This window comes from Streptomyces sp. NBC_00704, from assembly GCF_036226605.1.
Lineage (GTDB): Bacteria > Actinomycetota > Actinomycetes > Streptomycetales > Streptomycetaceae > Streptomyces.
The window spans coordinates 129824-153170 of the sequence record NZ_CP109000.1 but is presented as its reverse complement, the minus strand read 5'-3'; the positions used below and the strand labels follow the sequence as shown (position 1 = coordinate 153170).

At 72.3% G+C, this 23347-nt stretch carries 19 protein-coding genes; 8 read left to right on the top strand and 11 right to left on the bottom strand.

From position 1 onward, the window contains the following. Positions 1 to 26: 26 nt before the first annotated feature. Both OG802_RS00780 and OG802_RS00775 read left to right on the top strand, forming a co-directional pair. Complete coding sequence (locus tag OG802_RS00780) at positions 27 to 623, top strand: ABC transporter ATP-binding protein (RefSeq protein ID WP_329406105.1); 597 nt, start codon at positions 27 to 29, stop codon at positions 621 to 623. Then, complete coding sequence (locus tag OG802_RS00775; RefSeq protein WP_329406104.1) at positions 620 to 1402, top strand: hypothetical protein; 783 nt, start codon at positions 620 to 622, stop codon at positions 1400 to 1402. The genes OG802_RS00780 and OG802_RS00775 overlap by 4 nt, the downstream gene beginning before the upstream one ends. Before the next feature lie 67 nt (positions 1403 to 1469). Here the strand turns inward: OG802_RS00775 and OG802_RS00770 are convergent, their stop codons facing one another. Further along, a complete protein-coding gene (locus tag OG802_RS00770) occupies positions 1470 to 2336 on the bottom strand; it encodes a PaaX family transcriptional regulator C-terminal domain-containing protein (RefSeq protein ID WP_329416875.1) in 867 nt (288 codons plus the stop codon). Between the two features lie 35 nt (positions 2337 to 2371). Continuing rightward, positions 2372 to 3013, bottom strand: coding sequence for a GNAT family N-acetyltransferase (locus OG802_RS00765; protein WP_329406103.1), 642 nt, complete (start codon positions 3011 to 3013; stop codon positions 2372 to 2374). A gap of 235 nt (positions 3014 to 3248) precedes the next feature. On the opposite strand from OG802_RS00765, the gene OG802_RS00760 reads away from it, so the two are divergent. Together OG802_RS00760 and OG802_RS00755 are read left to right on the top strand one after the other, a co-directional pair. Further along, positions 3249 to 4328 (top strand): alpha/beta hydrolase family protein, encoded by a 1080-nt coding sequence (locus OG802_RS00760; protein ID WP_329406101.1) that lies wholly within the window; start codon positions 3249 to 3251, stop codon positions 4326 to 4328. Between the two features lie 83 nt (positions 4329 to 4411). Continuing rightward, positions 4412 to 5308, top strand: coding sequence for an aminoglycoside phosphotransferase family protein (locus OG802_RS00755; RefSeq protein WP_329406099.1), 897 nt, complete (start codon positions 4412 to 4414; stop codon positions 5306 to 5308). 72 nt (positions 5309 to 5380) lie between these two features. Here OG802_RS00755 and OG802_RS00750 read toward each other — a convergent pair whose 3' ends face one another. Both OG802_RS00750 and OG802_RS00745 read right to left on the bottom strand, forming a co-directional pair. Then, entirely contained in the window at positions 5381 to 5962 is a 582-nt protein-coding gene (locus OG802_RS00750; RefSeq protein ID WP_329406097.1) for a DUF3291 domain-containing protein, read from the bottom strand. 326 nt (positions 5963 to 6288) lie between these two features. Continuing rightward, entirely contained in the window at positions 6289 to 6567 is a 279-nt protein-coding gene (locus OG802_RS00745; protein ID WP_329406095.1) for a hypothetical protein, read from the bottom strand. A 191-nt stretch (positions 6568 to 6758) separates the two neighbouring features. Here OG802_RS00745 and OG802_RS00740 point away from each other — a divergent pair, with 191 nt between their 5' ends. The 3 genes from OG802_RS00740 (at position 6759) to OG802_RS00730 (ending at position 11818) form a co-directional block, all read left to right on the top strand. Continuing rightward, the gene (locus OG802_RS00740) at positions 6759 to 7301 is read left to right on the top strand and encodes an MOSC domain-containing protein (protein ID WP_329406094.1); all 543 of its coding nucleotides are present in this window, start codon (positions 6759 to 6761) and stop codon (positions 7299 to 7301) included. A 228-nt stretch (positions 7302 to 7529) separates the two neighbouring features. Further along, complete coding sequence (uvrA, locus tag OG802_RS00735; protein WP_329406092.1) at positions 7530 to 9998, top strand: excinuclease ABC subunit UvrA; 2469 nt, start codon at positions 7530 to 7532, stop codon at positions 9996 to 9998. A gap of 233 nt (positions 9999 to 10231) precedes the next feature. Continuing rightward, positions 10232 to 11818 carry an amidohydrolase family protein gene (locus OG802_RS00730; RefSeq protein WP_329406091.1) on the top strand — a complete coding sequence of 529 codons (1587 nt, stop codon included), beginning with the start codon at positions 10232 to 10234 and terminating at the stop codon, positions 11816 to 11818. A 33-nt stretch (positions 11819 to 11851) separates the two neighbouring features. On the opposite strand, the gene OG802_RS00725 is transcribed toward OG802_RS00730, so the two are convergent. From OG802_RS00725 to OG802_RS00695, 7 genes are all read right to left on the bottom strand, one after another. After that, positions 11852 to 13588, bottom strand: coding sequence for an RICIN domain-containing protein (locus tag OG802_RS00725; protein ID WP_329416873.1), 1737 nt, complete (start codon positions 13586 to 13588; stop codon positions 11852 to 11854). 94 nt (positions 13589 to 13682) lie between these two features. Further along, entirely contained in the window at positions 13683 to 15809 is a 2127-nt protein-coding gene (locus tag OG802_RS00720; protein ID WP_329406089.1) for a beta-galactosidase, read from the bottom strand. An 85-nt stretch (positions 15810 to 15894) separates the two neighbouring features. Continuing rightward, the gene (locus tag OG802_RS00715; protein WP_329406087.1) at positions 15895 to 16833 is read right to left on the bottom strand and encodes a carbohydrate ABC transporter permease; all 939 of its coding nucleotides are present in this window, start codon (positions 16831 to 16833) and stop codon (positions 15895 to 15897) included. Then, positions 16830 to 17654, bottom strand: a complete 825-nt coding sequence (locus OG802_RS00710) for a carbohydrate ABC transporter permease (RefSeq protein WP_329406086.1) — start codon at positions 17652 to 17654, stop codon at positions 16830 to 16832. Before OG802_RS00710 ends, OG802_RS00715 begins: the two co-directional genes overlap by 4 nt. Before the next feature lie 228 nt (positions 17655 to 17882). After that, positions 17883 to 19268, bottom strand: coding sequence for an ABC transporter substrate-binding protein (locus OG802_RS00705; RefSeq protein WP_329406085.1), 1386 nt, complete (start codon positions 19266 to 19268; stop codon positions 17883 to 17885). A gap of 397 nt (positions 19269 to 19665) precedes the next feature. Further along, positions 19666 to 20814: a LacI family DNA-binding transcriptional regulator gene (locus OG802_RS00700; protein ID WP_329406084.1), complete on the bottom strand. Its 1149-nt coding sequence runs from the start codon at positions 20812 to 20814 to the stop codon at positions 19666 to 19668. A gap of 518 nt (positions 20815 to 21332) precedes the next feature. Continuing rightward, complete coding sequence (locus OG802_RS00695; RefSeq protein WP_329406083.1) at positions 21333 to 22307, bottom strand: LysR family transcriptional regulator; 975 nt, start codon at positions 22305 to 22307, stop codon at positions 21333 to 21335. 183 nt (positions 22308 to 22490) lie between these two features. Between OG802_RS00695 and snpA the strand changes: the two genes are divergently transcribed. Next, a complete protein-coding gene (gene snpA / locus OG802_RS00690; RefSeq protein ID WP_329406082.1) occupies positions 22491 to 23189 on the top strand; it encodes a snapalysin in 699 nt (232 codons plus the stop codon). Positions 23190 to 23347 lie beyond the last annotated feature (158 nt).

The following is a 23347-nucleotide window of genomic DNA, read 5'->3' as shown; positions in this document are numbered from 1 at the left end:
GGCCGAAGCCGGGTCCGCGGTTGCGGATGAGCGGAGTCCGCAAGGCGTACGGCGGGCGGCCGGTCCTGCACGACGTGGATCTCGACGTGTCCGCCGGGACGCTGGTGGGGGTCGTCGGCGAGAACGGCGCGGGGAAGAGCACGCTGCTGAAGATCGCCGTGGGACACCTCGCGCCCGACCGCGGAACGGTGACACGGGCCGGAGCGGTGGGGTACTGCCCGCAACAGGCGGTGCTGAACGACGCGTTCACCGTCGGACAGCATCTGCGGGTGTTTCAGATGGCCTACCGCCTGCCGACTCTGGAACGGGCCCGCGAGCTGATGGAGCTGCTCGCGCTGACCGGCTGCGGACGGCAGCGGGCCGGCGAACTCAGCGGCGGGACGCGGCAGAAGCTGAACCTGCTGATCGCCCTCATGCACGATCCGCAGCTGCTGGTCCTGGACGAGCCCTACCAGGGTTTCGACTGGGACACCCACCAGCGGTTCTGGAACCTGGCCGTCGGCCTGCGAGATCAGGGCCGGTCGATCATCGTCGTCTCTCATCTGCTGCACGACCGGCACCACTTCGACGCGATCGCCCACCTGCGCGAGGGCCGTCTGCACTTCGAGGAGCCGGGCCGTTGAGACTCACCCGGACGGCCTTCACCGAACTCCTGCGCTGCACGCTGCTGGGTCATCTGCGCAACCGGCTGGCCCTGGTACTGGCGGTCGCGTTCATCCCCCTCTGGATCGCCGTGGCACGCCTGTGCACGTCCGACCGCGTGGTGAGCGTCCGGCTGGACGCCCTCAGCGCCCCCGTCTCGGCGCCGGCCAGCCAGTTGGGCCAGGTGGCGAGCGCGCTGGGCGCCGTCACCATGGTCTGCGGCTTCATCGCCTTCACCGAGACCTTCCAGTCCCGGCGGCTGGACCGCCGTCTGCTGCTGGCCGGCTACCCCCGGCTGCCGATGCTGCTGGCCAAACTCGCCGCCATCGCTCTCACCGCCGCCGCGCTGGCCCTCTACACCACGGTCCTGCTGTGGATCTCCCTGCCCGTGCGCCACGCAGGCCCCCTGGGGCTGGCCCTCGCCGGCGCCGGCCTCGTCTACGGCGGCATCGGGCTCCTGCTCGGCTCCCTCGTCCGCGGTGAGCTGGAAGGCTTCTTCCTCATCATCATGCTCAGCCTGGTCGACACCGGGCTGCAGAATCCCGTCTTCAACACGCTCATGGACGTGGCAGGCGTCTGCGCGCTTCCTCTCTACGGGGTGAACCAGCTCGCCCTGGGCTCGGCCCTCACCCCCCAGACGCCCTGGTCCCCGGGACTGCTCTCCCTCACCTGGTCCGCGGCGACCGGCGCCCTGGCGCTGCTGGTCCTCCACCACCACCGCCCTCCCCGTCCCTCTCGCCCGTCCCCAGGCGTGCGGTGAACGCCCGCTTTCCCGCCGCGACTACGTGACCCATGCGGCTACGCGGACACGCGACGGCGTCAGAGGGCTACTGGCCTGCCGGTCGTCTTTCCGGACCCCACCGGTGCGCCGCTTCGCGGGCGATGTCGGTGTAGGCCCGGAAGAGGGTCGGGCCGGCTTCGCCGGGGTCGCGTTCGTGCAGGGCCGCCCAGCACCGGGCGACGAGTTCCCGGGCCTCGGCACCGGGCCAGGGCTGGGGCAGAAGCTCGGGCGGCAGCAGCGGGTCGGGCGTCATGGCCCGGGTGAGCTCGGCGGCCAGCTCGACCGCGATGGTGAGGAGCGCGGCCGGGGACAGCTCGGCCGGACCCGTGAGCCGGTCGAGCCGGGTCCGGGCGACGCGGCCGAGCCGGTGGTAGCGGTCGGCCGTCTCCTCCAGGGGCCACAGGTCGCGGGCGAGTTCCGCGGGTTCTCGGACGTCGCCCCGGCGCAGGTCCGTCGTGGTGAGGAGGGTGAGCACGCCGTGGGCGCCGACGCGGTGGGCGGCGTCCTCGACATGCGGCTCCCATGCGTTGGCGCAGACGTACAGCCCGCCCTGGAGCGGGGCGCCGCCGAGGTGGACGAGCGTCTCGCGCAACGCGTCGCGAGCGGTGCGCGCGGACTCGGGCACCGCGAAGGCCGCCAGGTGCCAGACGCCGTCCCAGGGGGCGAGTCCGGCGTCCTGGCGGAACGCGTGCCGCAGGAATTCCGGATGGGCGGCCAAGGCGTGCGCGGTCTCCTCGGTGGCGTGCAGCAGTGCTTTGCGGCCGCGGCCTTCATGGGTGAACCGGCCTTCGGCGACGAGGCGTTTGACGCACAGCCGCACCTGCTGGTCGCTCATGCCCAGGGATCCCGCGACGGCGTACAGCTCGTCGGCGCCGACCGTGCCGTCCTCGCGGATCAGTGCGTGGACGAGCATGCGGGTGGGGACCTCGACGGGCTCCGTCGCGGCGCTCACCGTGCTCCCGTGCCTTTCGCCCCGACGGGGCGGCGCATGGTGGTCACGGCACCGAATCCCATCAGTCCGCGCAGGTAGGGAGTGTGCTCGGTGCGCACGGCGGCGAATCCGCGTCGCTCGTAGAGGGCCCTGGCGCGCGGATTGGCGTCGATCACGTCCAGTCTGATCTCCCGGCAGTCCTGCTCCGCCGCGACGGCGGCCACCTCATCGAGGAGCAGGCTCCCGACGCCGCGGCCGCGCAGGTCCGCGTGCACGGCGATGCCGTCCATGACGAGCTGCCCGGGAGCGGGGCGGCGTTCGAACAGGGCGAGGAGCAGGAGCCGGTGCAGTCCCCGCAGGCGTCCGTACGCGCGCAGCACGGCAGAGGCCGTACCGCCCGTGAGGCCCCGGCCGCCGAGCTGATAGCCGGCGAGCCCGACCAGCCGCCCGTCGAGGAGTGCGCACACCGCTCGGTCGGCGTTCAGGTGGGCGGCGATGAAGGGCACCGCCTTGTCCGGCGGGTTCAGGGCGGGGCCCAGTTTGCGGCCGAAGGCGGCCCAGTACAGCTCGGCCGCCTGCCGCTCGGCGCCGGCCGGGACGCCCCGCCGGACCACCACCCGTCCCGCGCCGGTACCCGTCATGTCCAGCCCCAGCCCCATCCGTGCCCCCTCGTCGCTGTCTCTGTCGCCGTCGCTGTTGCCTCAACAGCCTCGACCTGAAAACTATCATCATCTCGACGGCCGTTGCTGTAATGATAGTTTTCAAGCTCCGTGACCACCGGATCCGCGATCCCGCAACCACCGGGTTCACGGCACCGCAGTCCCGCAGACAGCCGACACCCGACACCCGACACCCGCAGTCCCGCAGACACCCGAACAGAGGCGTTCAGATCCCATGTGTCCCAAGAACCGGTTCCGAAGGCGCGGGCTCGGCGTCGTCGTGTGGTCACTCGTCACCGTCCTGGTCGTGGCCGCCGGGCTGGTAGGGGTGGTGCTGTGGCAGAACTCCTACGACATGAACGAGCAGCGAGTCACGATCCGCCACGGCGGCCACACCCTCAACGGGGTACTGGCCACTCCCCGGGACGGGCGTGATCGCCACGGCCTGATCGTGTACGTCCATGGCGACGGCCCCGTCGACGCCACCCACGACGACGGCTACAAACCCCTGTGGGAGGCGAACGCCGAGGCCGGATACGCCTCCTTGTCCTGGGACAAGCCCGGCGTCGCGGGCGCACCCGGCGACTGGCTCGACCAGTCCATGGACGACCGGGCCGACGAGGCGGCCGCCGCCATCGCCTGGGCGCGCACCCGCCCGGACATCGACGGCGACCGGATCGGACTCTGGGGCGCCAGCCAAGCGGGCTGGGTCCTGCCGAAGATCGCCGCCAGGACGCCGGTGAGCTTCGTCGTCGCGGTCTCACCCGCGGTCAACTGGCTCCGGCAGGGCCGCTACAACCTCCTCGCCGAACTGCGCGCCGAGGGGGCGTCGGCGGCCCGCATCAAGGCCGAGGTGGCCAAGAGCGACACCACCCGCCAACTCCTGGACCGTCACGCGACGTTCGAGGAGTACGTCAAGGCCGTGCGCGGCGACACGGACGGAATGACCGCCGACCGCTGGGGCTTCATCTCCAGGAACTACACCGCGGACGCCACGCGAGACCTGCGCGCGCTGCGCGGCGTGCCGGTGCTCCTGGCCCTCGCGGGCCATGACGTCAACGTGGACACCGCCGACACGGAACGCACCTACCGCAGCGTGCTGGACGCAGGCGGCGAACTGAGAGTCAGGCACTACCCGGAGGCGACGCACTCGCTGCTCAAGCAGTCCGTCGAGCGGTCGGACCTGAAGATCACGCTCACCGCGCTCTTCGCCCCGCGCTCGCTCTTCGCGGACGGATTCCTTGACGACCAACGCCGGTTCCTCGACGGTCTCGACCGGGCCGGCACGGTCGCCTCGCCGCGACCGGGCCGGTGACGTCGGCGTCATCGCAGGAGACGTCCCGGAGAGCGAAGCCGCACGGCCCGCCCCCGTCGGGGCCACGAGTAGGGTCACGTCGCATGACCGACGCCGAGATCGTGATCACCGCAGACCTGGTCCGCAGTTTGCTCCGTGAGCAGCATCCAGATCTTGCGGGGGCGCCCGTCCGTGAGGTGGCGGGCGGCTGGGGCAACCAGATGTGGCGTCTCGGGGACGAGTTGGCCGTACGCATGCAGCGCATGGACCCCACCCCGGAACTCCAGCTCAAGGAACGGCGGTGGCTGCCCGTGCTGGCTCCGCGTCTTCCGCTCCCGGTGCCGCTGCCGGTGCGGTGCGGGGAACCGTCCGAGCGCTTCCCCAAGCACTGGACCGTGATGACGTGGGTTCACGGTGAGCCGCTCGATCACGCGTCGATCAGCCGCGGCGACCACGCGGCCGACGCGCTGGCGGGCTTCCTCCGGGCCCTGCACGAGGAGGCGCCCGCCGAGGCGCCGACGGCTACGGACCGCGGTGGCCGTCCCAAGGACTGCACGGACGGCTTCGAGACGTTCCTCCGGGCCGTCGCCCCCGAAGACGTCGCCGCCGACGTCCGGGCCGTCTGGGACGACGCCGTCGCGGCCGGCGAGTGGGAGGGCCCGCCCGTCTGGGTGCATGGCGATCTCCATCCCGCGAACGTCGTCGTCACGGACGGAACGCTTTCGGGAATCGTCGACTTCGGCGCCCTGTTCGCCGGCGATCCGGCGTGGGACCTCGCCGCTGCCTGGCTGCTGCTGCCTCCGGGGACGGCGTCACGGTTCTTCGACCGGTACGAGCGGGCAGACGACGCGACGATCCGCCGCGCCCGCGGGCTGGCCGCGATGAAGAGCCTCTTCCTGATGCTCATGGGCCAGAACGGAGACCGAGGCCTTCCGGGCGGCAAGCCGAACTGGGGACCCGTAGGCCGGGCCGCGCTCGACCGCGTACTGAACGGCGTCTGACACACGTCCCCTTGGCTCCGATCGGCCCCGGGGCACCGGACGGCGCCGCCCTGCTGCCCGAGCGAGGTGATCTCAGGCGGGCAGGCGTCCGCCCCCGGTCTCCGACGTCGGCGGCCGGTCGCCGGTGTCCTTGATCCTGGTCGGAGTTCCGTCCGGGGCGAACGAGTGGCGGAAGGTGAAGGCGTCCGGTGCGGAGCCGTGCCGGTGGAGATGCTCCAGCCGGGCGACCGCGTCCCGCCAGGTGGGCGTCACGCCGTCGGTGACCCACCAGAACACGTAAGCAGGGCGCCCTGTTCTCTCGAACCAGTCGTGCCGCCTGTTCAGCGCCTCACGGTGCGGGCCGCTGTAGAGGGCGTCGAAGGCGGGTCGCACGTCGGTCCACAGGGAGAGGGTGGCGGCCAGGGCGGTGGTTTGCGCGGTGCGCCCCTTGTCGTACCAGGCGGGTACGGCGAACTCTCCCCATGCGCCCCAGTCCGCGTCGAAGAGCGTGCCCCGGTCGCCCTCCGCCGCTTCGGCGTGAGCGAGGTATCCGGGATGCCGGGCGATCTGCTCGTAGACGGCCGCGCCCACCTCGTAGAACTCGTGCGTGAGGGGGGAGGGATCGGCGAGCGGTGCCTTCAGGACGCCGAAGGTGTACAGCGCAAGACGGGGCATGAGTCTCTTCCTGGTCGGGGCGCCCGGCGCGGAACCGGTGCGGTGGCGGCGCGCCGGGGCGGGGGACGGTGACAGCGCGGCGCGCGAGGGGCGGTGGGCGTGACGGGCGCGTCACTTCGGTGTGGCGCAGGCTGGAGCAACTCGGCCGCGGTCGTGGGCGATGGGCGAGGACCAGGTGAAGGTAGCTGGTCGTGCGGACGGTGTCGAAGTTGCGTTATTCCCGTTCAAGTGGCCTTGCCCAGGGCGGCGTTCAGCGGCCGGTGCGCGGGACCGTGCCGGGGCCCGCCGGCCTCCGCCACGCGCGCCGGACCCCGCGTCAGGGCCGGTCAGTCGTCGAGCGCGAGGTAGCCGGGGGACGGATGCGCCAGTTCGGGACGGTCGACGGTGTACTGAGCGCCGTGGATCGACAGCATCGCCCAGTGCCATGCCTCGTCGTGGAAGACCAGCCCGCGAAACGACGTCTCGGCCGGTTCGTACGGGTAGTGCTCCAGAGCAGCCTCGCTCGCCTCCTGCGGGCTCAGCCCGCCGTGATGCTCCATCACCCACGCGTAGGCACGCCGTTCGGATTGCAGATAGTCGACATACTCGGCTTCGTCCCAGGTCACGGCTGAAGGGTAGACGGCTCGCCGGAGGGACGGTGTGCCGTCACAGCGTGACCCCTTTTTTCCGGCCGCCGCTGTGACGCAGGCGGCTTCCGCGGTGCTTCAAGAGCCTCACGGTTTTTCGGTCAGCGGGGTACGGTCGTGGTTGTCATGATCAGGAAAGCGTCATGGTCAGGGAAGAGGGTGTCCGACGTATGAGCGGGACGGTGACGGCGGTCAGCAGCAACCGGGAGTACTCGTTCACCAAGCCGAACCGGGACAGCGTCAGACTGCTCGCCGGCCTCGGCGTGGAGGGGGACGTGCACGCCGGTGTGACGGTCAAGCACCGCTCGCGCGTGGCGCAGGACCCGACCCAGCCGAACCTGCGCCAGGTCCACGTCATTCACGAGGAACTCTTCGCCGAGGTCGGCGAGGAAGGGTTCACCGTGGCGCCCGGCGAACTCGGGGAGAACATCACCACGCGCGGCATCGATCTGCTCGGCCTGCCGGTCGGCACACTGCTGCGCATCGGCGACTCCGCCGTCCTGGAAGTCACCGGCCTGCGCAACCCCTGCCTGCAGATCGACACCTTCCGGGACGGATTGCTGAACCAGGTCGTCGGCCGGGACGAGGCCGGCAACGTCGTGCGCAAGGCCGGAATCATGAGCGTCGTGAGGGAAGGCGGCGTGGTGCGCCCCGGTGACACCATCGCAACGGAACTTCCCGAGGGTCCGCACCGCCCCCTGGACCGCGTCTGACCGGGTCCTTCCCGGCCACGGCAGGGGTCCGCCCGGTGCGGGACAGGTCGCCGGGGCGGCGCCCGGACGGCACAGCGTCCGCAGGCAGCTCGACCGCCCCCGCGCCGCCCGCCGGCCCGCCCGTGGCCGCGACGCGGGTCCGGGCCCGCACCCGTGTGCGTTCGCGCAGTGGGCGGGACGGGACCCGCCTGTCGCGCGGATTCCGTCGCGATCGGGTACCCAGGAACGGTGAACAAGGATGCGAGCGACTCCTTCGTGCATGTCCGGGGCGCGGGCGAGAACAACCTGCGCAACGTCGACGTCGACGTTCCGCGTGACGCGATGGTCGCCTTCACCGGCGTCTCCGGTTCGGGCAAGTCCTCGCTCGCGTTCGGCACGCTGTACGCGGAGGCCCAGCGCCGCTACTTCGAGTCCGTGGCCCCGTACGCCCGCAGGCTGCTGCAACAGGTCGGCGCACCGCACGTGCGGGAGATCACCGGACTGCCGCCCGCCGTGGCCCTGCAGCAGCGACGCGGGTCGCCCAGCACGCGCTCGACGGTCGGCACCCTCACCACACTGTCCAATCTGCTGCGCATGCTGTACTCCCGCGCCGGCACGTACCCGCCGCGGGCCGCACGGCTGGAGGCCGAGTCGTTCTCGCCCAACACCGCGGCCGGCGCCTGCCCCGGGTGTCACGGACTGGGCGCCGTGCACGACGTCGCCGAGGACCTGCTCGTCCCGGACCCCTCGCTGAGCATCCGCGAGGGAGCGATCGCCGCCTGGCCGGGCGCCTGGCAGGGCGCCAACCTGCGCAGCGTCGTGAACGGCCTGGGGATCGACATCGACCGACCGTGGCGCAGGCTGAGGAAGAAGGACCGGGACTGGCTGCTGTACACCGACGAGCAGCCCTCCGTGTACATCGAGCCGGAGGAGGACCGCGTCGACTACGGCTACCAGGGCACGTTCTGGAGCGCCCGCAAACACGTCATGCACGTGCTCGCCGACTCCAAGAGCGAGAGGATGCGCGAACGGGCGCTCCGGTTCGTCAGGAGCGTGCCCTGCCCCGAGTGCCACGGCAGCGGACTGCGGCCCGAGGCGCTCGCCGTGACCTTCGCGGAACGCTCCATCGCCGAGGTCAACGCGATGCCGCTCACCGACGTCGTGGCACTCCTGCGGCCCGTCGCGGGGCGGCCCGAGGCCGACGCCGCCACATCGAGCGCCCGCTCCGGGGAGACGACCGAGGTCGCCGTCCGGATCTGCGCCGACCTGGTCGCCCGGATCGACGTCCTGCTCGACCTGGGCCTCGGATATCTCAGCCTCGGACGCCGCTCGACGACCCTGTCGCCCGGCGAGGCGCAACGCCTCAGGATCGCCACCCAGCTGCGCTCGGGACTGTTCGGCGTCGTCTACGTCCTCGACGAACCCTCCGCCGGCCTGCACCCGGCCGACGCGAAGCCGCTGCTGGACGTGCTGGAGCGGCTCAAGGCCGCCGGCAACTCGCTGTTCGTCGTCGAGCACGACATGGACGTCGTCCGGCGGGCGGACTGGGTGGTCGACATCGGGCCCGGCGCGGGCGAGGGCGGCGGACGCGTGCTGTACAGCGGCCCGGTCGCCGGACTGGAACGGGTCGGTGACTCGGACACGAGCCGGTACCTGTTCGGGCGCGCCCAGCCCCTCGACCACAGCCCGCGCACACCGCACGGCTGGCTGCGCCTGCGCGGCGTCACCCGCCACAACCTGCACGACGTCTCCGTCGACGTGCCGCTGTGCGTGCTGACGGCGGTCACGGGCGTGTCCGGTTCCGGAAAGTCGACACTGGTGACGCAGGTGCTCGCCGAGGTCGTCCGCGGCCACCTCGGGCTCGTGCCCGAGGAGCCCGACGAGGCGCACCTGGAGGTCGACGTCCGGGACGCGTCGGGGGTCGAGTCGTTCGACCGGCTGGTCCGGGTCGACCAGCGGCCCATCGGCCGCACCCCCCGGTCCAACCTGGCCACGTACACGGGCATGTTCGACGCGGTCCGCAAGCTGTACGCGGCGACGGACGAAGCCCGCAAGCGCGGCTACCCGGCCGGGCGGTTCTCCTTCAACGTGCCCGAAGGGCGGTGCGAGACCTGCCAGGGCGAGGGATTCGTCGCGGTGGAACTGCTGTTCCTGCCCGGCACGTATGCGCCGTGCCCGACCTGCGAAGGCGCCCGGTACAACGCCGAGACGCTGGAGGTCACCCACCGCGGCAAGACCATCGCGGACGTGCTGGCGCTGTCCGTCGACGCCGCCGCCGAGTTCCTGTCGGACGTCCCGGCCGCCTCCCGCAGCCTGGAGACCCTGCGCGAGGTGGGCCTGGGATACCTGCGGCTGGGCCGGCCCGCGACGGAACTCAGCGGCGGGGAGGCGCAACGCATCAAACTGGCCACCGAACTGCAGCGGGCCCGCCGCGGGCACGCCCTCTACCTGCTCGACGAGCCGACGGCGGGACTGCACCCCGCGGACATCGCGCTGCTGCTGCGACAACTGCACCGGCTCGTCGACGCCGGCAACACCGTCGTCCTCGTGGAGCACGACCTGGACACGATCGCCACCGCCGACTGGGTCATCGACCTCGGCCCCGGCGGCGGCGACGCGGGCGGGCGGGTGATCGCCACGGGCCCGCCGGCCGAGGTGGCGAAGGCCCGCCGCAGCGCCACCGCGCCCTACCTCGCCCCCCGCCTCGCGCGCTCCTGACGACGGCGCGACGAGGCGACGGCACCGTCGTCCGCACCGCACGGCGTGACACCGCGCCCGTACGCCTGCGCGGCTGCCCCGGCCACGCGGAGGCGCGCGCCGGCGGCCCGGTGGTCCCAGCACCACCCCCACGCACACCGTCTGGCCGCACTGTCCTTTCCCGGCGCGTGCGCCAGAGTCGTGAGGGCCGGCGGGGCACCGCCGGCGGACGCGGCAGCAGGAGGGGGAGCAGCATGTCCGAAGCACCAGGCGGGGCACGTCGCGGCATGGTCCGCAGGGGGTTCCTGACCGGGGCCGCCGCCGTGACGGGCGCGGCGCTTACGGGCACGGCTCCCGCCGGCCCGGCGCACGCGGCCGCGGCGACGCCCGCGAACAGTGCCGGCAGCGGCCCGCTGGCGTTCACCCACGTCACCGTGATCGACGGATCGGGAGCACCCCCGGCCCCCGGCATGACGGTCGTCGTCGAGGGCGGCCGCATCACCGCAGTCGCCCCGAGCGCACGCACGCGGCTGCGCCCGGGCACCCGCACGGTCGACCTGACCGGCAAGTACCTGATCCCGGGACTGATCGAGGCGCACACCCACAGCGACGGCCCGGAGACGGTGGTCCCGCCCCTGTACGCCCTCGCCGGCGTCACCACGGTCCGGGAGATGAGGGGCGAGCCGGTCCACCACGAGTGGCGCGAGAAGATCCGCAGGGGAGCACTGCTCGGCCCCCGCTGGGTGGTCGGCAGCCCCATCGTCGACGGCGCGCCCTCCCTGTGGGCGGCCGACGTGGGCCCCACCGTCGAGGTACGCGACGCGGCCGAGGCCCGGCGCGCCGTACGGCGGGTCAAGCGCGAGGGCGCGGACTTCGTCAAGGTGTACTCCCGGCTGTCCCGCGAGGCCTACTTCGCCATCGCGGACGAGGCCCGGCGCCAGGGCATCCCCCACCTCGGGCACTGCCCGGACACCGTCCGGATCGCCGAGGCGAGCGCCTGCGGCCACCGCACCGTCGAGCACCTGCACGCACTGCTCCTGGCGACCTCGCGCCACGAGGAGGAGATACGGCGCGGCCTGGCCGCCGTGCGCATCGACCCGCGCGACCCGAGCAGCCTGTCCCGCTACCACAGCTGGTTCCAGCAGGTGCACCCCCTCGAATGGCGGGCGGTGCAGGGCTACGACCGGGACCGTGCGGACGCCCTGCTCCGGAGTCTGGCCGCCCACGGGACCGCCGTCGTCCCCACGCTCAGCGTGCACCGCACACTCGAACTCCCCGACGCCGTGCCGTCCCGGGCCGAGGAGTGGAAGTACCTTCCCGCCTGGCAGGTGGAGAGCTGGCCCGACCAGCTCACGGCCCTGACCGGCGGACGCACCCCCGAGCAGGAAGAGCGGATCCGCCGGATCTTCGCCCACCGGCTGCGGCTGGTCGGCGAGTTGCACAGCGCCGGTGTGCGGCTGGCCACGGGCACCGACACCGGCACGGGCTACCTCGTCCCGGGCTTCGCCCTCCACGACGAGCTGGCCCTGCTCGTGGCGGCCGGCCTCACCCCGGCCGAGGCCCTGCGCGCGGCCACGCGGGACGCGGCCCGCACCCTCGGGCTGCCCGCCGTCGGCACCGTGGCCCGCGGACACGCCGCCGATCTGCTCGTCCTCGACGCCGACCCGCTGCACGACATCCGCAACACCCGCCGCATCCACGGCATCGTCGTCGACGGCAGGTGGATCCCGCCCCGGGAACGCCGCCTGCTGCTCGCGGCCGTGGAAGCGGCAGCCGCACAGACCCCGCCGCCCGAGGCGGGGGCGAGCCTGCGGGGCTGCGGCTGCGGCGGACACCCCTGACGCCCCCGGCCCCCGGCCCCCCGGGGGCACGGGCTACCGGACGAGCTTCCAGTCCTGCGAGCCGTCCGTGGCCGCGCTCTGCAAGGTGAGCGGCGCCCCCGCGGTCGCGCCGGTCAGATACAGGCCCGTGTTCTTGACCGACTGGAGCCTGTAGTAGCCGTCGGAGCCCTTGATCAGGGTCCAGCTGCCCGTCGCGCTGTCGTCGACCCACTGGCCGATGCGCTGCCCGGCCGTGGCGGCGCCCGTCCAGATCGCGGCGGCGCGCCCGCCCGACCTGTTCAGCAGGGTCGTCCCCCCGTCGGGCTCGGTCACCACGTGCCACTGCTGGGTGTCGGGGTCGGCCGCCGCACCGGCGTCCTCCAGGACCACGTCCGGCGTGTTCCCGTTGCCGAGGTTGGCGTCGTTGCTCTTGTTGCCGGTGCCGATCACCTGGCCGGTCCTGCGGTTGACCAGCCGGTAGTAGTCGCCGGCCGAGTCGCCGAGGTCGACCTCCGCGAAGGCGATCGTGGACGTGCCCTCGTTGTTGAGGATCGCGACGCGGCCGGTGCCGTCGACGTACTGGAGGTTGCGGCTGTAGCCGGCCGGGGACGTCGTCTGGTACTCCGCCCACACACCGTCGCCGCGCCCGCTGTCGTTCACCCAGACGCTGCCGCTGTTGGCCGCGTTGTAGACCAGGCGCCCGTCGGGCAGCGCGATCAGCACCGGACTGCCGCCGCCCGCGAGCGGACGGGACCCGGCGACGACCGGCAGCGATCCGACCGACATGCCCGTCTGGCTGCCCTTGAAGAACGTCAGCGGGTCGTCGGCGACGACATAGCGGGTGTTGGCCCCGCCGCCCCAGTACTCGAAGGTGAGCATCCACCTGCCGTCGGCCGTGCGGACGACGTTGGTCATGCCCGGCCGGCCGCCGCCGATCTCGGTCCTGCCGCCGCCCATGTCCTGGACGGACCCGGAGACGTCGACGACGGGATCGCTCCAGCCGCCGCTCCTGCCGTCCCAGGTCCGGTGCACGAGGATCTGGCCGTGCGAGTCGGCGGCCGTGTCGTTGGCGGGGTCCTTCCTGGGCACGCCGGTGGCCGGGTCGAAGCCGGCGTAGTCGTTCTCGTCGGAGTAGTAGCAGACCAGCTTGCCCTTGTAGACCATCAGGTACGGCTCCCAGAGGGGGTCCACCTGACGGTTCTTGTTGGCGGCGGCGATGTTCTGCCCGACCGCGCCCGCACTGCCGCCCTGCCAGCCGCCGGTCGCCACGACGTTGACGACCTTCCAGCTCCGGCCGTCGTCCGTGCTGGAGTACAGGGCGATGGCCAAATCGCTGCGGTCCCCGTCGTTGGACGGGGTCCAGTTCGGGTCGGCGGCCTTGTGCTCCTTGTAGTAGGCGTCGTCACCGGAGACGACACTCGCCAGCAGCAGCGTGCCGGCCTTCAGGCCGCCGACCTTCTGCGGCAGGACGTACAGGTACGGGTTGGTCCAGTTGCTCGTGTACGTGGCGTACCTGGGGTCCTTGGAGAGGTAGGCCGGCGCCTTGACCTCCGACAGCGGCTGCCAGCTCGTCCCGTCGTCGTCGCTCTTGTGGACGGGGAGGGTCTGCCCGGCCGCGCTGCCCGACGACGTGACGACCGTCGACTTCTCGAACGCCGCGACCAGCCGCCCGCTGGGGAGCTGGGCCGACTTCGGATAGACCGCGCAGTTGCCGCGCCCCTTCAGGCACGGTTCACCGCCCAGCCGGTAGACGGTTCCGCCCGTGGGGTTGTACGCCTGCGCGCCGGCCATGGAACCGGCCAGCAGGGCCGCTGCCGCGAGGGAACTGCCCAGCGCCCTCGCTGTGGTACTTCTCTTCACTGCCCCTCCTTCGGGGAAAGGGAAATCACGGTGTTGCGGTGATCAGCACGCGGACGTCCCAGGGACCGAGGTCCAGCGGTGAACCGGCGGGAACGGACGCGCCGTCCAGAACGTCGGAGAGATCGGCCGGCACGCGCACGCGTGCGGACTCCCAGCTCCAGTTGTGAACGATGTGGACCCGACGGCCGTCGGGAGAGGCGCCGGTCGTCGCGGTGACCGGCTCGGGAAGGTCCTGCCAGCCGTGGGACGCGGCGGGTGCCAGCCACTCGGCGAGCGCCCGGGCCAGGTCGCGGCCCGGCGCCGTGCCGACGGTGGTGACCCGGCCCGCGCCGTGCCGGCGCGTGGTGACGGCCGGCCAGCGGCCGAAGTGCGGGTGGTCGTACCCGGCGAGCACCTCGGCGTCGGCGACGTTCAGGCACTCGATCCAGTGGGTCGCCGCGGCGGTGGCCGGCAGCCGCAGCGGACCGCCGGGCACGCCGTGCACGGGGACCTCCTGGTGGAGGTTGCTGAACTCGTCGTACGCGACCCCCGCGGCGTCGGCGAGCCGGCCGGGGGCCGGGGTGAGCCGGGCCCGCGCCTCGTGGTCGGCGTAACCGGTGCGGGGTCCGAGGACGAGATGGCCGCCCGCGTGGGCGTAGGCCGCCAGCCGGTCGAGGGTGACGTCGTCGACGACGTACAGGGCCGGGGCGACGAGGACGGGGTGGCGCCGCACGGCCTCCTCGGGGGTCATGTCCCCGAGCTGCCGCGCATGGACGATCCGCACCTGGCGGCGCGCGTCGAAGGCGCCGCGGTAGAAGGGGTCGAAGAGGCGGTGGTAGGCGGCGGCGTCCGGTTCGCCGTGGGGGGTCGCGAGCGGCGGGTACTTCTGCATCAGCCACTTGCTCGGCGTCGAGTACACCATCGTGATGTCGGCATCCGGTTCGAGACCGGCGACCAGGGCGCCCGCCTTCTCGAACTCCGCGCCCAGGCGGGCCACTTCGGCGTACGTACGGCCCGGCTGTCCGCTGTGCGGGAGGACACCGCCCCAGTAGGTCTCCGCGCCGAAGCGCAGGGTCTGCCACTGCCAGTACTCGATCATCCGCGCGCCGCGCGCCACGTGCGCCCAGGCGGCCTGACGCCACTGGCCGTCGTAGCCGGGCCGGTTGTCCCACGGGAAGCCGATGCTCTGGGCGTTGGTCTCGGTGACGAGGAAGGGCTCCTGGCGGGAGGAGAACATCCAGTCGGCGGTCTGGTACATCGACCACACCCCGGTGGTCTTCCACTTCTGCTCGTGGGCGTCGGGGGTGGGGTCGGGGAGCAGGAGACCGTCCTGCATGTCGTAGTACGGGTTGCCGGAGGCGATGTCGAGCGGGGCGGCCAGCTCGTCGTCGGCCACCCCCTGGCGGGTGTACGAGATGCAGGTGGTGACGAACTGCCCGTCGCGCGCGTACTCGCGGACGATGTCCGCCTGCCGGCCGATGAACTCGGTGACCTGACGGGCCTGGAACTCCCGCCAGGCGACGTCGTACTGGGGCTGCTCGTTGCCGTCGGGCGTCCACAGCTCGGACCAGTCGGACAGCCGGTGCGACCAGTAGACCAGCCCCCACTCGCGGTTGAGGGTCTCGACGTCGCCGTACTTCTCGCGCAGATGGTCCACGAACCGCTGGAAGACGCCGCGGTTGTGGAGGAGGTGCAGGCCCGGTTCGTTGTCGACCTGCCAGCCGATGACCGCCGGGTGGCCGGCGTAGCGTGCCGCGATCTTCCGGATCACCCGCTCGGCGTGGAACCGGAACGCGGGGTGGGTGAAGTCGATCTCCTGCCGCGCGCCCCAGCCCATCCGCCGGCCGGTGGCACGCTCGGCGGTGATCTCCGGGTACTGCCGGGCCAGCCAGGGCGGAGCCGCGTACGTCGGGGTGCCGAGGATGACGGAGATGCCGCGTTCGTGGGCGCCGTCGAGGACGGGCTGGAGCCAGTCTAGGTCGAAGCGGCCGTTCTCCGGCTCCCAGGTCGACCAGACCGACTCGCCGACCCGGATGACGGTGAACTTCGCCTCGGCCATCAGGTCCAGGTCGGTCTTCAGCCGTTCGTCCGGCCGGAGTTCGGGATCGTAGGCCGGCGTGTACTCGTGGTAGTACGCGGCGCCGAACAGGACACGGGCAGGCAGAGCCGCCATGGGAGCAAACCTCCGGGAACACGTGGAGTGGGATGTGGCGTGGGGTGTGGGGCGTGGGATGTGGGGCGTGGGGTGAGGGTGCGGGTTACTGCTTGACGCCGCCGGAGGCGAGGCCGCTCTGCCAGTACCGCTGGAGCAGCAGGAACGCCACGACGAGCGGGACGACCGAGATCAGCGAGCCGGTCACCACGAGCGCGAGCATGTCGCTGCTGGCGCCGGAACCGCCGTTCTGGGCCTGCGCGGCCCACGAGGAGAGGCCCACGGTCACCGGGTACAGATCCGGGTCGTTCAGCATGATCAGCGGAAGGAAGTAGTTGTTCCAGGTCGCCACCAGCGTGAACAGCAGGACGGTCACCAGGCCCGGGCCGAGCAGCCGGAGCACGATGCGGAAGAAGATCCGGGCCTCGCCGGCGCCGTCGATGCGGGCGGCCTCCAGGATGCTGTCCGGGACGGCGTCCTCGGCGTAGACGCGCATCAGGTAGAGGCCGAAGGGGTTGACGAGGGAGGGCAGGATGATCGCCCACGGGGTGTTGACCAGGCCCGCCTTCGCGAACAGCAGGTAGGTCGGGATGGCGAGCGCCGTGGTCGGCACCATGACCGCGCCGAGCACCAGGTTGAAGGCGGTGCGGTCGCCGCGGAAGCGGAACTTGGAGAAGCCGTAGCCGCCGGCGGCGGCCAGGAGGGCGGCGCCGACCGCGCTGACGCCCGCGTACACGACCGTGTTGAGCAGCCAGCGCACGAAGACGCCGTCGTCCTGGGTGAAGGTGTCGGCGAGGTTCGTCAGCAGTTGCGGAGCGTGCGAGAACCACAGGCCGAAGCTGTTGAACAGGTCCTGTGTGCTCTTGGTCGAGGCGATCAGCAGCCAGAGCAGCGGGAGGAGGAAGTAGGCGAGGGCGGCCAGCATCGCGATGGTCAGCGGGGTGCTGCGGCGGCGGCCCGGCGACCGGCGTCGCTTGCCGTGGTCCGCGCCGGGGCCGCGTTCGGCGGTGGGTGCGACGGTGGCCGGGGGCGTGAGGGCGGTCACGGGGTCCTCCTGCGGTTCGCGGTGAGCAGGACGGCGTAGGAGGCGATCACGATGACGAGGCCGAGGAGGAAGGAGACCGTCGCCGCGTAGTTGACCTGCTGGCCGGTGAAGGCGAGCGTGTACGCGTAGAGGTTCGCGGTGTAGGAGCTCGAGATGACGTCCGGGGCGATGCTCATCAGCAGTTTGGGCTCGTTGAACAGCTGGAAGCTGCCGATGACGGAGAACAGCAGGGTGAGCAGGAGCGCCGGGCGCAGCGCGGGGATCTTGATCGACCAGGCGGTCCGCCAGGCGCCGGCGCCGTCCATGGACGCGGCCTCGTACAGCTCGGTGGGGATCGTGCGCAGCGCGGCGTACAGGATGATCATGTTGTAGCCGACGAACTCCCAGGTCACGATGTTGGCCAGGCTGCCGAGCATCCAGCCGTCGCTGAGGAAGTCGGGGACGGGCAGACTCATTTTGCGGGCGATCTGGGCGAACGGGCCGAAGTCCGGGCCGTACAGATAGCCCCACATGAGCGAGGCCACCACGCTCGGCACGGCGTACGGCACGAAGATGCCGAGCCGGATCACCGCGGCGAGCCGCAGCAGTCCGCTGTCGAGGGCGAGCGCGAACAGCAGCGCCAGCAGCAGCATCAGCGGCACCTGGATCACGAAGAACAGGGCCACGCGGCCGACGCCGTGGAGGAACTGCGGATCGGTGAGGGCCTGGGTGTAGTTGTCGAGGCCGACGAACGCCGTGCCGCCGATCAGACGCTCCTGGAAGAGGCTGAGGTAGGCGGCGTAACCGAGCGGCGCGAGGAAGAGCAGCAGGAACAGCACCATGAACGGTGCGACGAACAGCGGTCCTGCCGACCGGCGCCGGCTCGCGCCGCCGCGCCCGCGGCCTGCGGGGCGTGCGGGGCGTCCCGGCCCGTCTCGGCGCCGGCCCTTGGGAGAGGCCGTGGTTGTGGCGGTCATCATCGGCCCTTTCTGAGGAGGAGGGGATGGGGGTGGTGGGGGGAGGGCGGGGAAACGGGGCGGGCCCGCCCGTGGAGCGGGCCCGGCGGACCGTCAGGCGTGGACGGTGAAACCCTGCTTCCTGGCGTACGTGGTGAGCCTCGACTGCCAGGCTCCGAGCGCGCGGGCGGTGTCGGCGCCGTCGGCCAGGGACTTGCCGACGGTCTCGGTCCAGTCGGTCGCCGCCTGGTCGAGGAACGGCGGCCACTGGAAGGGGGAGCCGACCGTGGAGCTGATGTCGGCGAAGACCTGGTTCACCTTCTGGCCGCCGTAGAAGGCCGGCGCGTCGCCCACGAACGAGGCGTCGGTGAGCAGGGCCTTGGTCGCGGGGAAGAAGAACTGCTCGGTGGCGAACATCTTCGCGCCGGCCGGGTCGCTGTTGAGGAACTGCGCGAACTGCGCTGCCGCGATGGGGTTCTCGGTGGACCGGGTGACCGCGGTGGTCGAACCGCCCCAGTTGCCCGAGCTCGGCTTCGACGCGTCCCACTGCGGCAGCGGGGCCGCGCGCCACTTGCCCGCGGTGGCCTTGGCGGAGCCGGAGAGGAACACCGGACCCCAGGCCGCGGTGATCCACGTGGCGTACTTGCCCTTGTTCAGCGCGGCGTACCAGGAGTCGGTGAAGTCGGGTTCGACGCCGATGACCCGTTCCTTCGCCAGGCCGCCCCAGAAGGCGCCGAGCTTCTGCGAGACGGCGTCGTCGACGCTGATGGTGATGTCGCTCCTGCCGGAGGTGACGTACGGCTTGGCGCCCGCCTGCCACAGCAGTCCGTGCCAGGCGGCGACCTGGTTGGCGGCGAGGTTGGTGAGGTAGACGTCGGGGTCGGCCTTGTGGAGCTTGCGTGCGGCGGCGGCGAACTCGTCCCAGGTGGCGGGGACTTCGATGCCGTGCTTGTCGAAGATGTCCTGCCGGTAGAGCATTCCCATCGGGCCGGTGTCCTGCGGGATCGCCCACACCTCGCCGTTCGCGCCGCTGACCTGGCCCCAGGTCCAGTCGACGAACGTGTCCTTCAGCGCGGCGGCGCCGTAGGGCCGCAGGTCCAGCAGGCTGTCGGTGATCGTGAACGTCGGGATCGCCTGGTACTCGATCTGGACCATGTCGGGGGCGCCGCTGCCGGCTTTCAGCGCCGTGCGCAGCTTGGTGTACTGCGGGGTGCCCTGACCGGCGTTGACGACCTTGACCTTGATGGCCGGGTACTTCTGCTGGAAAAGCGCGACCTCCTTGTCGATGTTCGGGACCCAGGTCCAGAACGTCAGCTCGGTGGGCGTCTTCATGGCCTTGTCGATGTCGGCCTGGCTGACCGCCTTGCCGGAGGAGCCGCCGGAGCCGCTGTCACCGCCGCAAGCGGAGAGGGCGCTCGCGAGCGTCAGGGCTCCGGTCGCGGCGAGGAAGCCGCGGCGGTTCAGGGGCGCCGGGGAGGCGGCTGAGAGGAATGTCGACATGGTGGACTCCGCGGAGGGCGTAGGAAATCGGCGTACGGGGCGACGGGAGGCTGTCGGGTCGTGCGGGGCCGGGTCCGACGGGCGGGACTGCGGGGGCCGGCGGGGTGTGGGGTTCCTCGCGGGACCGGGCGCGGCACACTCGTCGGCCGGAAGGGAGGGCGGGCTCCCGCCCCGGAGGCGGGGGAGGGGCATGCGCCCGGACGGGCGGCTTCGGAAGCGGTGTCCGGACCGTCCGCGCCGGCGCGTGGGTGCGGCGACGACCGGATACGGCCGGGCGGCCCACGCACTCGGGGTTCGGGGTGCGGGGCGCGGGTGGGGAGGCGGTCGGGCGGGCCGCGCCGTGGGCGGGCCGGTCTCCCGTCGTGGTCGGGAAACCCGCTGCCCGGCGCGTGACGGGTCAGACGGCGGTCCGCCTGGGAGCGGGCCGGGGGGCGGGGGCCGTCCGGGTGGGCACGGTCGTGCGGTTCGGCGCGGCCGTCGGGGCGGGTACGGCCGTGCGGTCGGGCGGCGGGGCCGTCGAGGAGCGGATCACGAGGTTGACGGGCGGGTCGTCCGCCGGGATCGGCTCCGAGTCCGGGTTCTCGATGGCGTGCACCAGACGCTTCAGGCCGTCCCGCGCCGTCGCGTCGAACGGCTGCCGCACCGTCGTCAGGGGCGGGGTCACGTAGGCGGCCACCGGTATGTCGTCCAGACCGACGACGCTGATGTCCTCCGGTACCCGCCGGCCGGCTTCCAGCAGGGCCCGGATCAGGCCGATCGCCATGTCGTCGTTGGCGGCGAACACCCCCGTGACCTCGCGGTCCCCGGCCAGTTCGCGTCCCGCGCGGTATCCGGAGGCGGCAGACCAGTCGCCCACGAGCACCGGCGGTTCGCGCCTGCCGTGCGCGGCCAGCGTCGCCCGCCAGCCCTCCATCCGGTCCCTGGCGGCGTACCAGCGCCGCGGACCGGCGAGATGGTGGACGGTCGGGTGCCCGAGGTCCAGCAGATGCTCGGTGACCGCCTGGGCCAGTCGGTGGGCGACGAGCCCGGCGGTCACCACCCGGCGCACGGTGAACGGCGGCGGCGCCCCGAGGATCAGGAACGGCACGTCGGCACGGATCGCGAGGTCGGCGTCCCCCTCCTCGTCGATCGGCTCGGAGACGACGATGCCGTCCACGCCCTGGTCCAGGAGCGAGTCGACGGCGCCGGCGATGCCCGCGGCGTCGCCCTCCACCGTGTTGACGACGCGGAGCGTGTATCCGGTGTCCCGGACGGCCCGCTCCAGGCCCATCAGCAGGGAAGCGGGCCCGTAGAGCGCGGTGCCGAGCGTCACCACGCCGATGGACCGGGTCCGGCCCGAGGCCAGCGCCCGTGCGGCGTGGTTCAGGCGGTAGCCGAGGGTCTCAGCGGCTTCCAGAACACGCCGGCGCACTTCGTCGGAGACGTACTGCTCACCGTTCATGACCCTGGACACGGTCTTCTGCGAGACGCCGGCCAGCCGCGCCACGTCGATGCTGCGCGGTGGTGCGGTGCCGGCGCCGGTGCTGCGGCCAGTCGGTCGTGCCATGGGCCTCTCCTGATCTCCGGCAGTCGCGCGACGCGGTCCGTTCCGTATGACTGCGCTGACATGACTGCGCAGACATATCTACGCAGCCGGAGAGGGCGCGTCAAGGGTTCGCGCGAAATCGCCTTCGCCCGGAAGGAATCCCGAGCGCTTCGAGGGCCGTCGCCGGGCACCCGGCCGGACCGCCGCGGGGCGCCGCTGACCTGCGGACGGGACTAACGCCCCTCGTGCTGTGCGGCCCCGCCGAGGCCGTCGATCGGGTCGATCGGGTCGATCGGCTCAGCCGACCGGATCGTGGGGACGGCAGCCGCCGTAGGAGCGGCCGCCGGGCGCGGGACGGGCGACCCGGACCAGCGCGCTGCGGCCTTCGACGTGCTCGGTGTACCCGGCGCGACCGGCGCGACCGGCGCGACCGGCGCGACCGGCGCGACCGGCGCGACCGGTGCGCCCGGCGTGATCGGTGTGCACGGCGCGACCCGTGCGACCGGTGTGCCCGGCGCCGCGGGCTCCACGCGGGTTCCTCAGCGGGCGCCCACGGTGCGCAGGGCGTGGGCGGGACGGCCGGCGGCTCTGCGCGTCAGCCACTCCTGGTAGACGGGCGCCTGCCGGGCCGCCTCCCAGTAGGCCCACTCCAACGACGGGAACCCGGTGTCGAGTTCGTCGGCCGTCCGGGCCACCAGGAGCAGCCGCACCCCGATCGGGTCACCGTGCAGGGGCCGGATGACGAGGTCGGACCGGGGCGGGAGCGCCGTCGGCTGGCTGACGGTGACGACCTCGCCGATGGCGGCCTGGAAGTAGGCGGTGAGGTAGTCGCCGTGCAGCACGTCCGGCTCGATGCCGGCGGCACGCAGCACCCGGTACACCCCGTCCCATTCGCCGTCGACGGTGGCGTCCACCATCCAGCGGTCCTGCGCGAGATCCGCGAGCCGCACCTCGCGGCGTGCGGCCGCGGGGTGGTCGGCGGCCATGGTCACGAACTGCGGCTCGCGCTGCATGAGGATCCGCACGCACAGCCCGCTGGGCACGGACAGCGGGCTGCCCTCGACCTCGTGCACGAACGCCAGGTCGAGTCTGCCTTCGGCCACCTGGCGCAGCAGGGCGTTCGCGGATGCGGCCATCTGCAGGCTGGGTTCGACCGAGGGCATGCGGGCGCGCAGCCGTCTCAGCCAGCCGGGGACCGCCCGGCTGGCCGTGGCGCCGATGCGCAGCCGTGGACCGCCGGCCGCGCGGGCGGCCGCGGCCCGGGTCTGGGTCACGATCGCGGCGAGTTCGGCGACGAGGGGGCGGGCACGGCTCACCACGACGTGGCCCAGGGGTGTGGGGCGGCTGCCGGTGCCGTCGCGGATGAAGAGCCGGCAGTCCAGCAGTTGCTCGATGCGGCGCAGCTGCGTGCTCAACGAGGGCTGGCTCATGCCCAGTTCACGAGCAGCCTTGTGCAGGCTGCCGGTGTCGGCGATGGCGCACAGCACACGGAGGTGCCTCACCTCGAGCTCCATGCGCGGAGCGTAAGGGCTTGGCCTGATAGCGCGCCAGATGTTCAAACGCGAATGAAACAACACGAGTTGCCCGATAGCCGTGGGCTATCGCCTGTTGCCATCATCCGCCGGGCCGCGTCACTGTCCCACACTCGGGTCGACCCACCGTTCACCACCCCACACGAACGAGTAGGAGCCCCCCACATGACGTCCACCCCTGCGTCCCCGAAGACCGCGAAGACGTCCAGAAGGCTGCTGGCCATCGGCCTGGGCGTGACGTTCGCGGCGCTCGGCAGCGCGGTTCCGGCGAGCGCCCACACCACCGCCCCCGCCGCCTCCGTCTCCTCCTCCGCCATCGGTGCCGGCTACACCGGTTCGGCGCGGGAGGCGGCCGACAACAAGGCGTTCTTCGAGGCCGTGCTCGCCTCGGTCGCGAAGAAGCAGGCGGCCGACCCCGGCCTGCGGTCGGTGACCGTGTACTACAACGCCTCCCAGGCCCCGTCCTTCCGCTCCCAGATATCGAGCGCCGCCTCGGTCTGGAACAGCTCCGTGAGCAACGTGAAGCTGCAGTCCACCACGGGCGGCGCGGACTTCTCCTACTACGAGGGCAACGACTCCCGCGGATCGTACGCCTCGACCAACGGGCACGGCCGCGGCTACATCTTCCTCGACTACGCCCAGAACCGGCAGTACGACTCCGTCCGCGTCGCGGCGCACGAGACCGGCCACGTGCTGGGACTGCCCGACCACTACAGCGGTCCCTGCAGCGAGCTGATGTCCGGCGGCGGCCCCGGAACGTCCTGCACGAACCGCTACCCCAACTCGACCGAGCGGGCGCGCGTGAACCAGCTGTGGGCCAACGGTCTCGCCAAGGCCCTCGACAAGCTGAACAAGGTCCGCTGACGGGCTGAGCACCCGAGGACTCCCGTCCCGCGCCGGAGCGGGCCGTGCCACCGACGGCACGGCCCGCTCCGGCGCGTCCGGATCCATGGCGTTTCGAATCCACCCGCGCTCCGCCGGACGGCCGACACCTCACGCCTGACACGTCAGGAACCGCCCGA

Coding starts and splice junctions, on each gene's coding strand:
- OG802_RS00780 (WP_329406105.1), top strand. CDS start 27: ATGAGCGGAGTCCGCAAGGCGTACGGCGGGCGGCCGGTCCTGCACGAC.
- OG802_RS00770 (WP_329416875.1), bottom strand. CDS start 2,336: ATGCTCGTCCACGCACTGATCCGCGAGGACGGCACGGTCGGCGCCGAC.
- OG802_RS00765 (WP_329406103.1), bottom strand. CDS start 3,013: ATGGGGCTGGGGCTGGACATGACGGGTACCGGCGCGGGACGGGTGGTG.
- OG802_RS00760 (WP_329406101.1), top strand. CDS start 3,249: ATGTGTCCCAAGAACCGGTTCCGAAGGCGCGGGCTCGGCGTCGTCGTG.
- OG802_RS00755 (WP_329406099.1), top strand. CDS start 4,412: ATGACCGACGCCGAGATCGTGATCACCGCAGACCTGGTCCGCAGTTTG.
- OG802_RS00750 (WP_329406097.1), bottom strand. CDS start 5,962: ATGCCCCGTCTTGCGCTGTACACCTTCGGCGTCCTGAAGGCACCGCTC.
- OG802_RS00740 (WP_329406094.1), top strand. CDS start 6,759: ATGAGCGGGACGGTGACGGCGGTCAGCAGCAACCGGGAGTACTCGTTC.
- OG802_RS00730 (WP_329406091.1), top strand. CDS start 10,232: ATGTCCGAAGCACCAGGCGGGGCACGTCGCGGCATGGTCCGCAGGGGG.
- OG802_RS00725 (WP_329416873.1), bottom strand. CDS start 13,588: ATGGCCGGCGCGCAGGCGTACAACCCCACGGGCGGAACCGTCTACCGG.
- OG802_RS00720 (WP_329406089.1), bottom strand. CDS start 15,809: ATGGCGGCTCTGCCTGCCCGTGTCCTGTTCGGCGCCGCGTACTACCAC.
- OG802_RS00710 (WP_329406086.1), bottom strand. CDS start 17,654: ATGGTGCTGTTCCTGCTGCTCTTCCTCGCGCCGCTCGGTTACGCCGCC.
- OG802_RS00705 (WP_329406085.1), bottom strand. CDS start 19,268: ATGTCGACATTCCTCTCAGCCGCCTCCCCGGCGCCCCTGAACCGCCGC.
- OG802_RS00700 (WP_329406084.1), bottom strand. CDS start 20,814: ATGGCACGACCGACTGGCCGCAGCACCGGCGCCGGCACCGCACCACCG.
- OG802_RS00695 (WP_329406083.1), bottom strand. CDS start 22,307: ATGGAGCTCGAGGTGAGGCACCTCCGTGTGCTGTGCGCCATCGCCGAC.
- snpA (WP_329406082.1), top strand. CDS start 22,491: ATGACGTCCACCCCTGCGTCCCCGAAGACCGCGAAGACGTCCAGAAGG.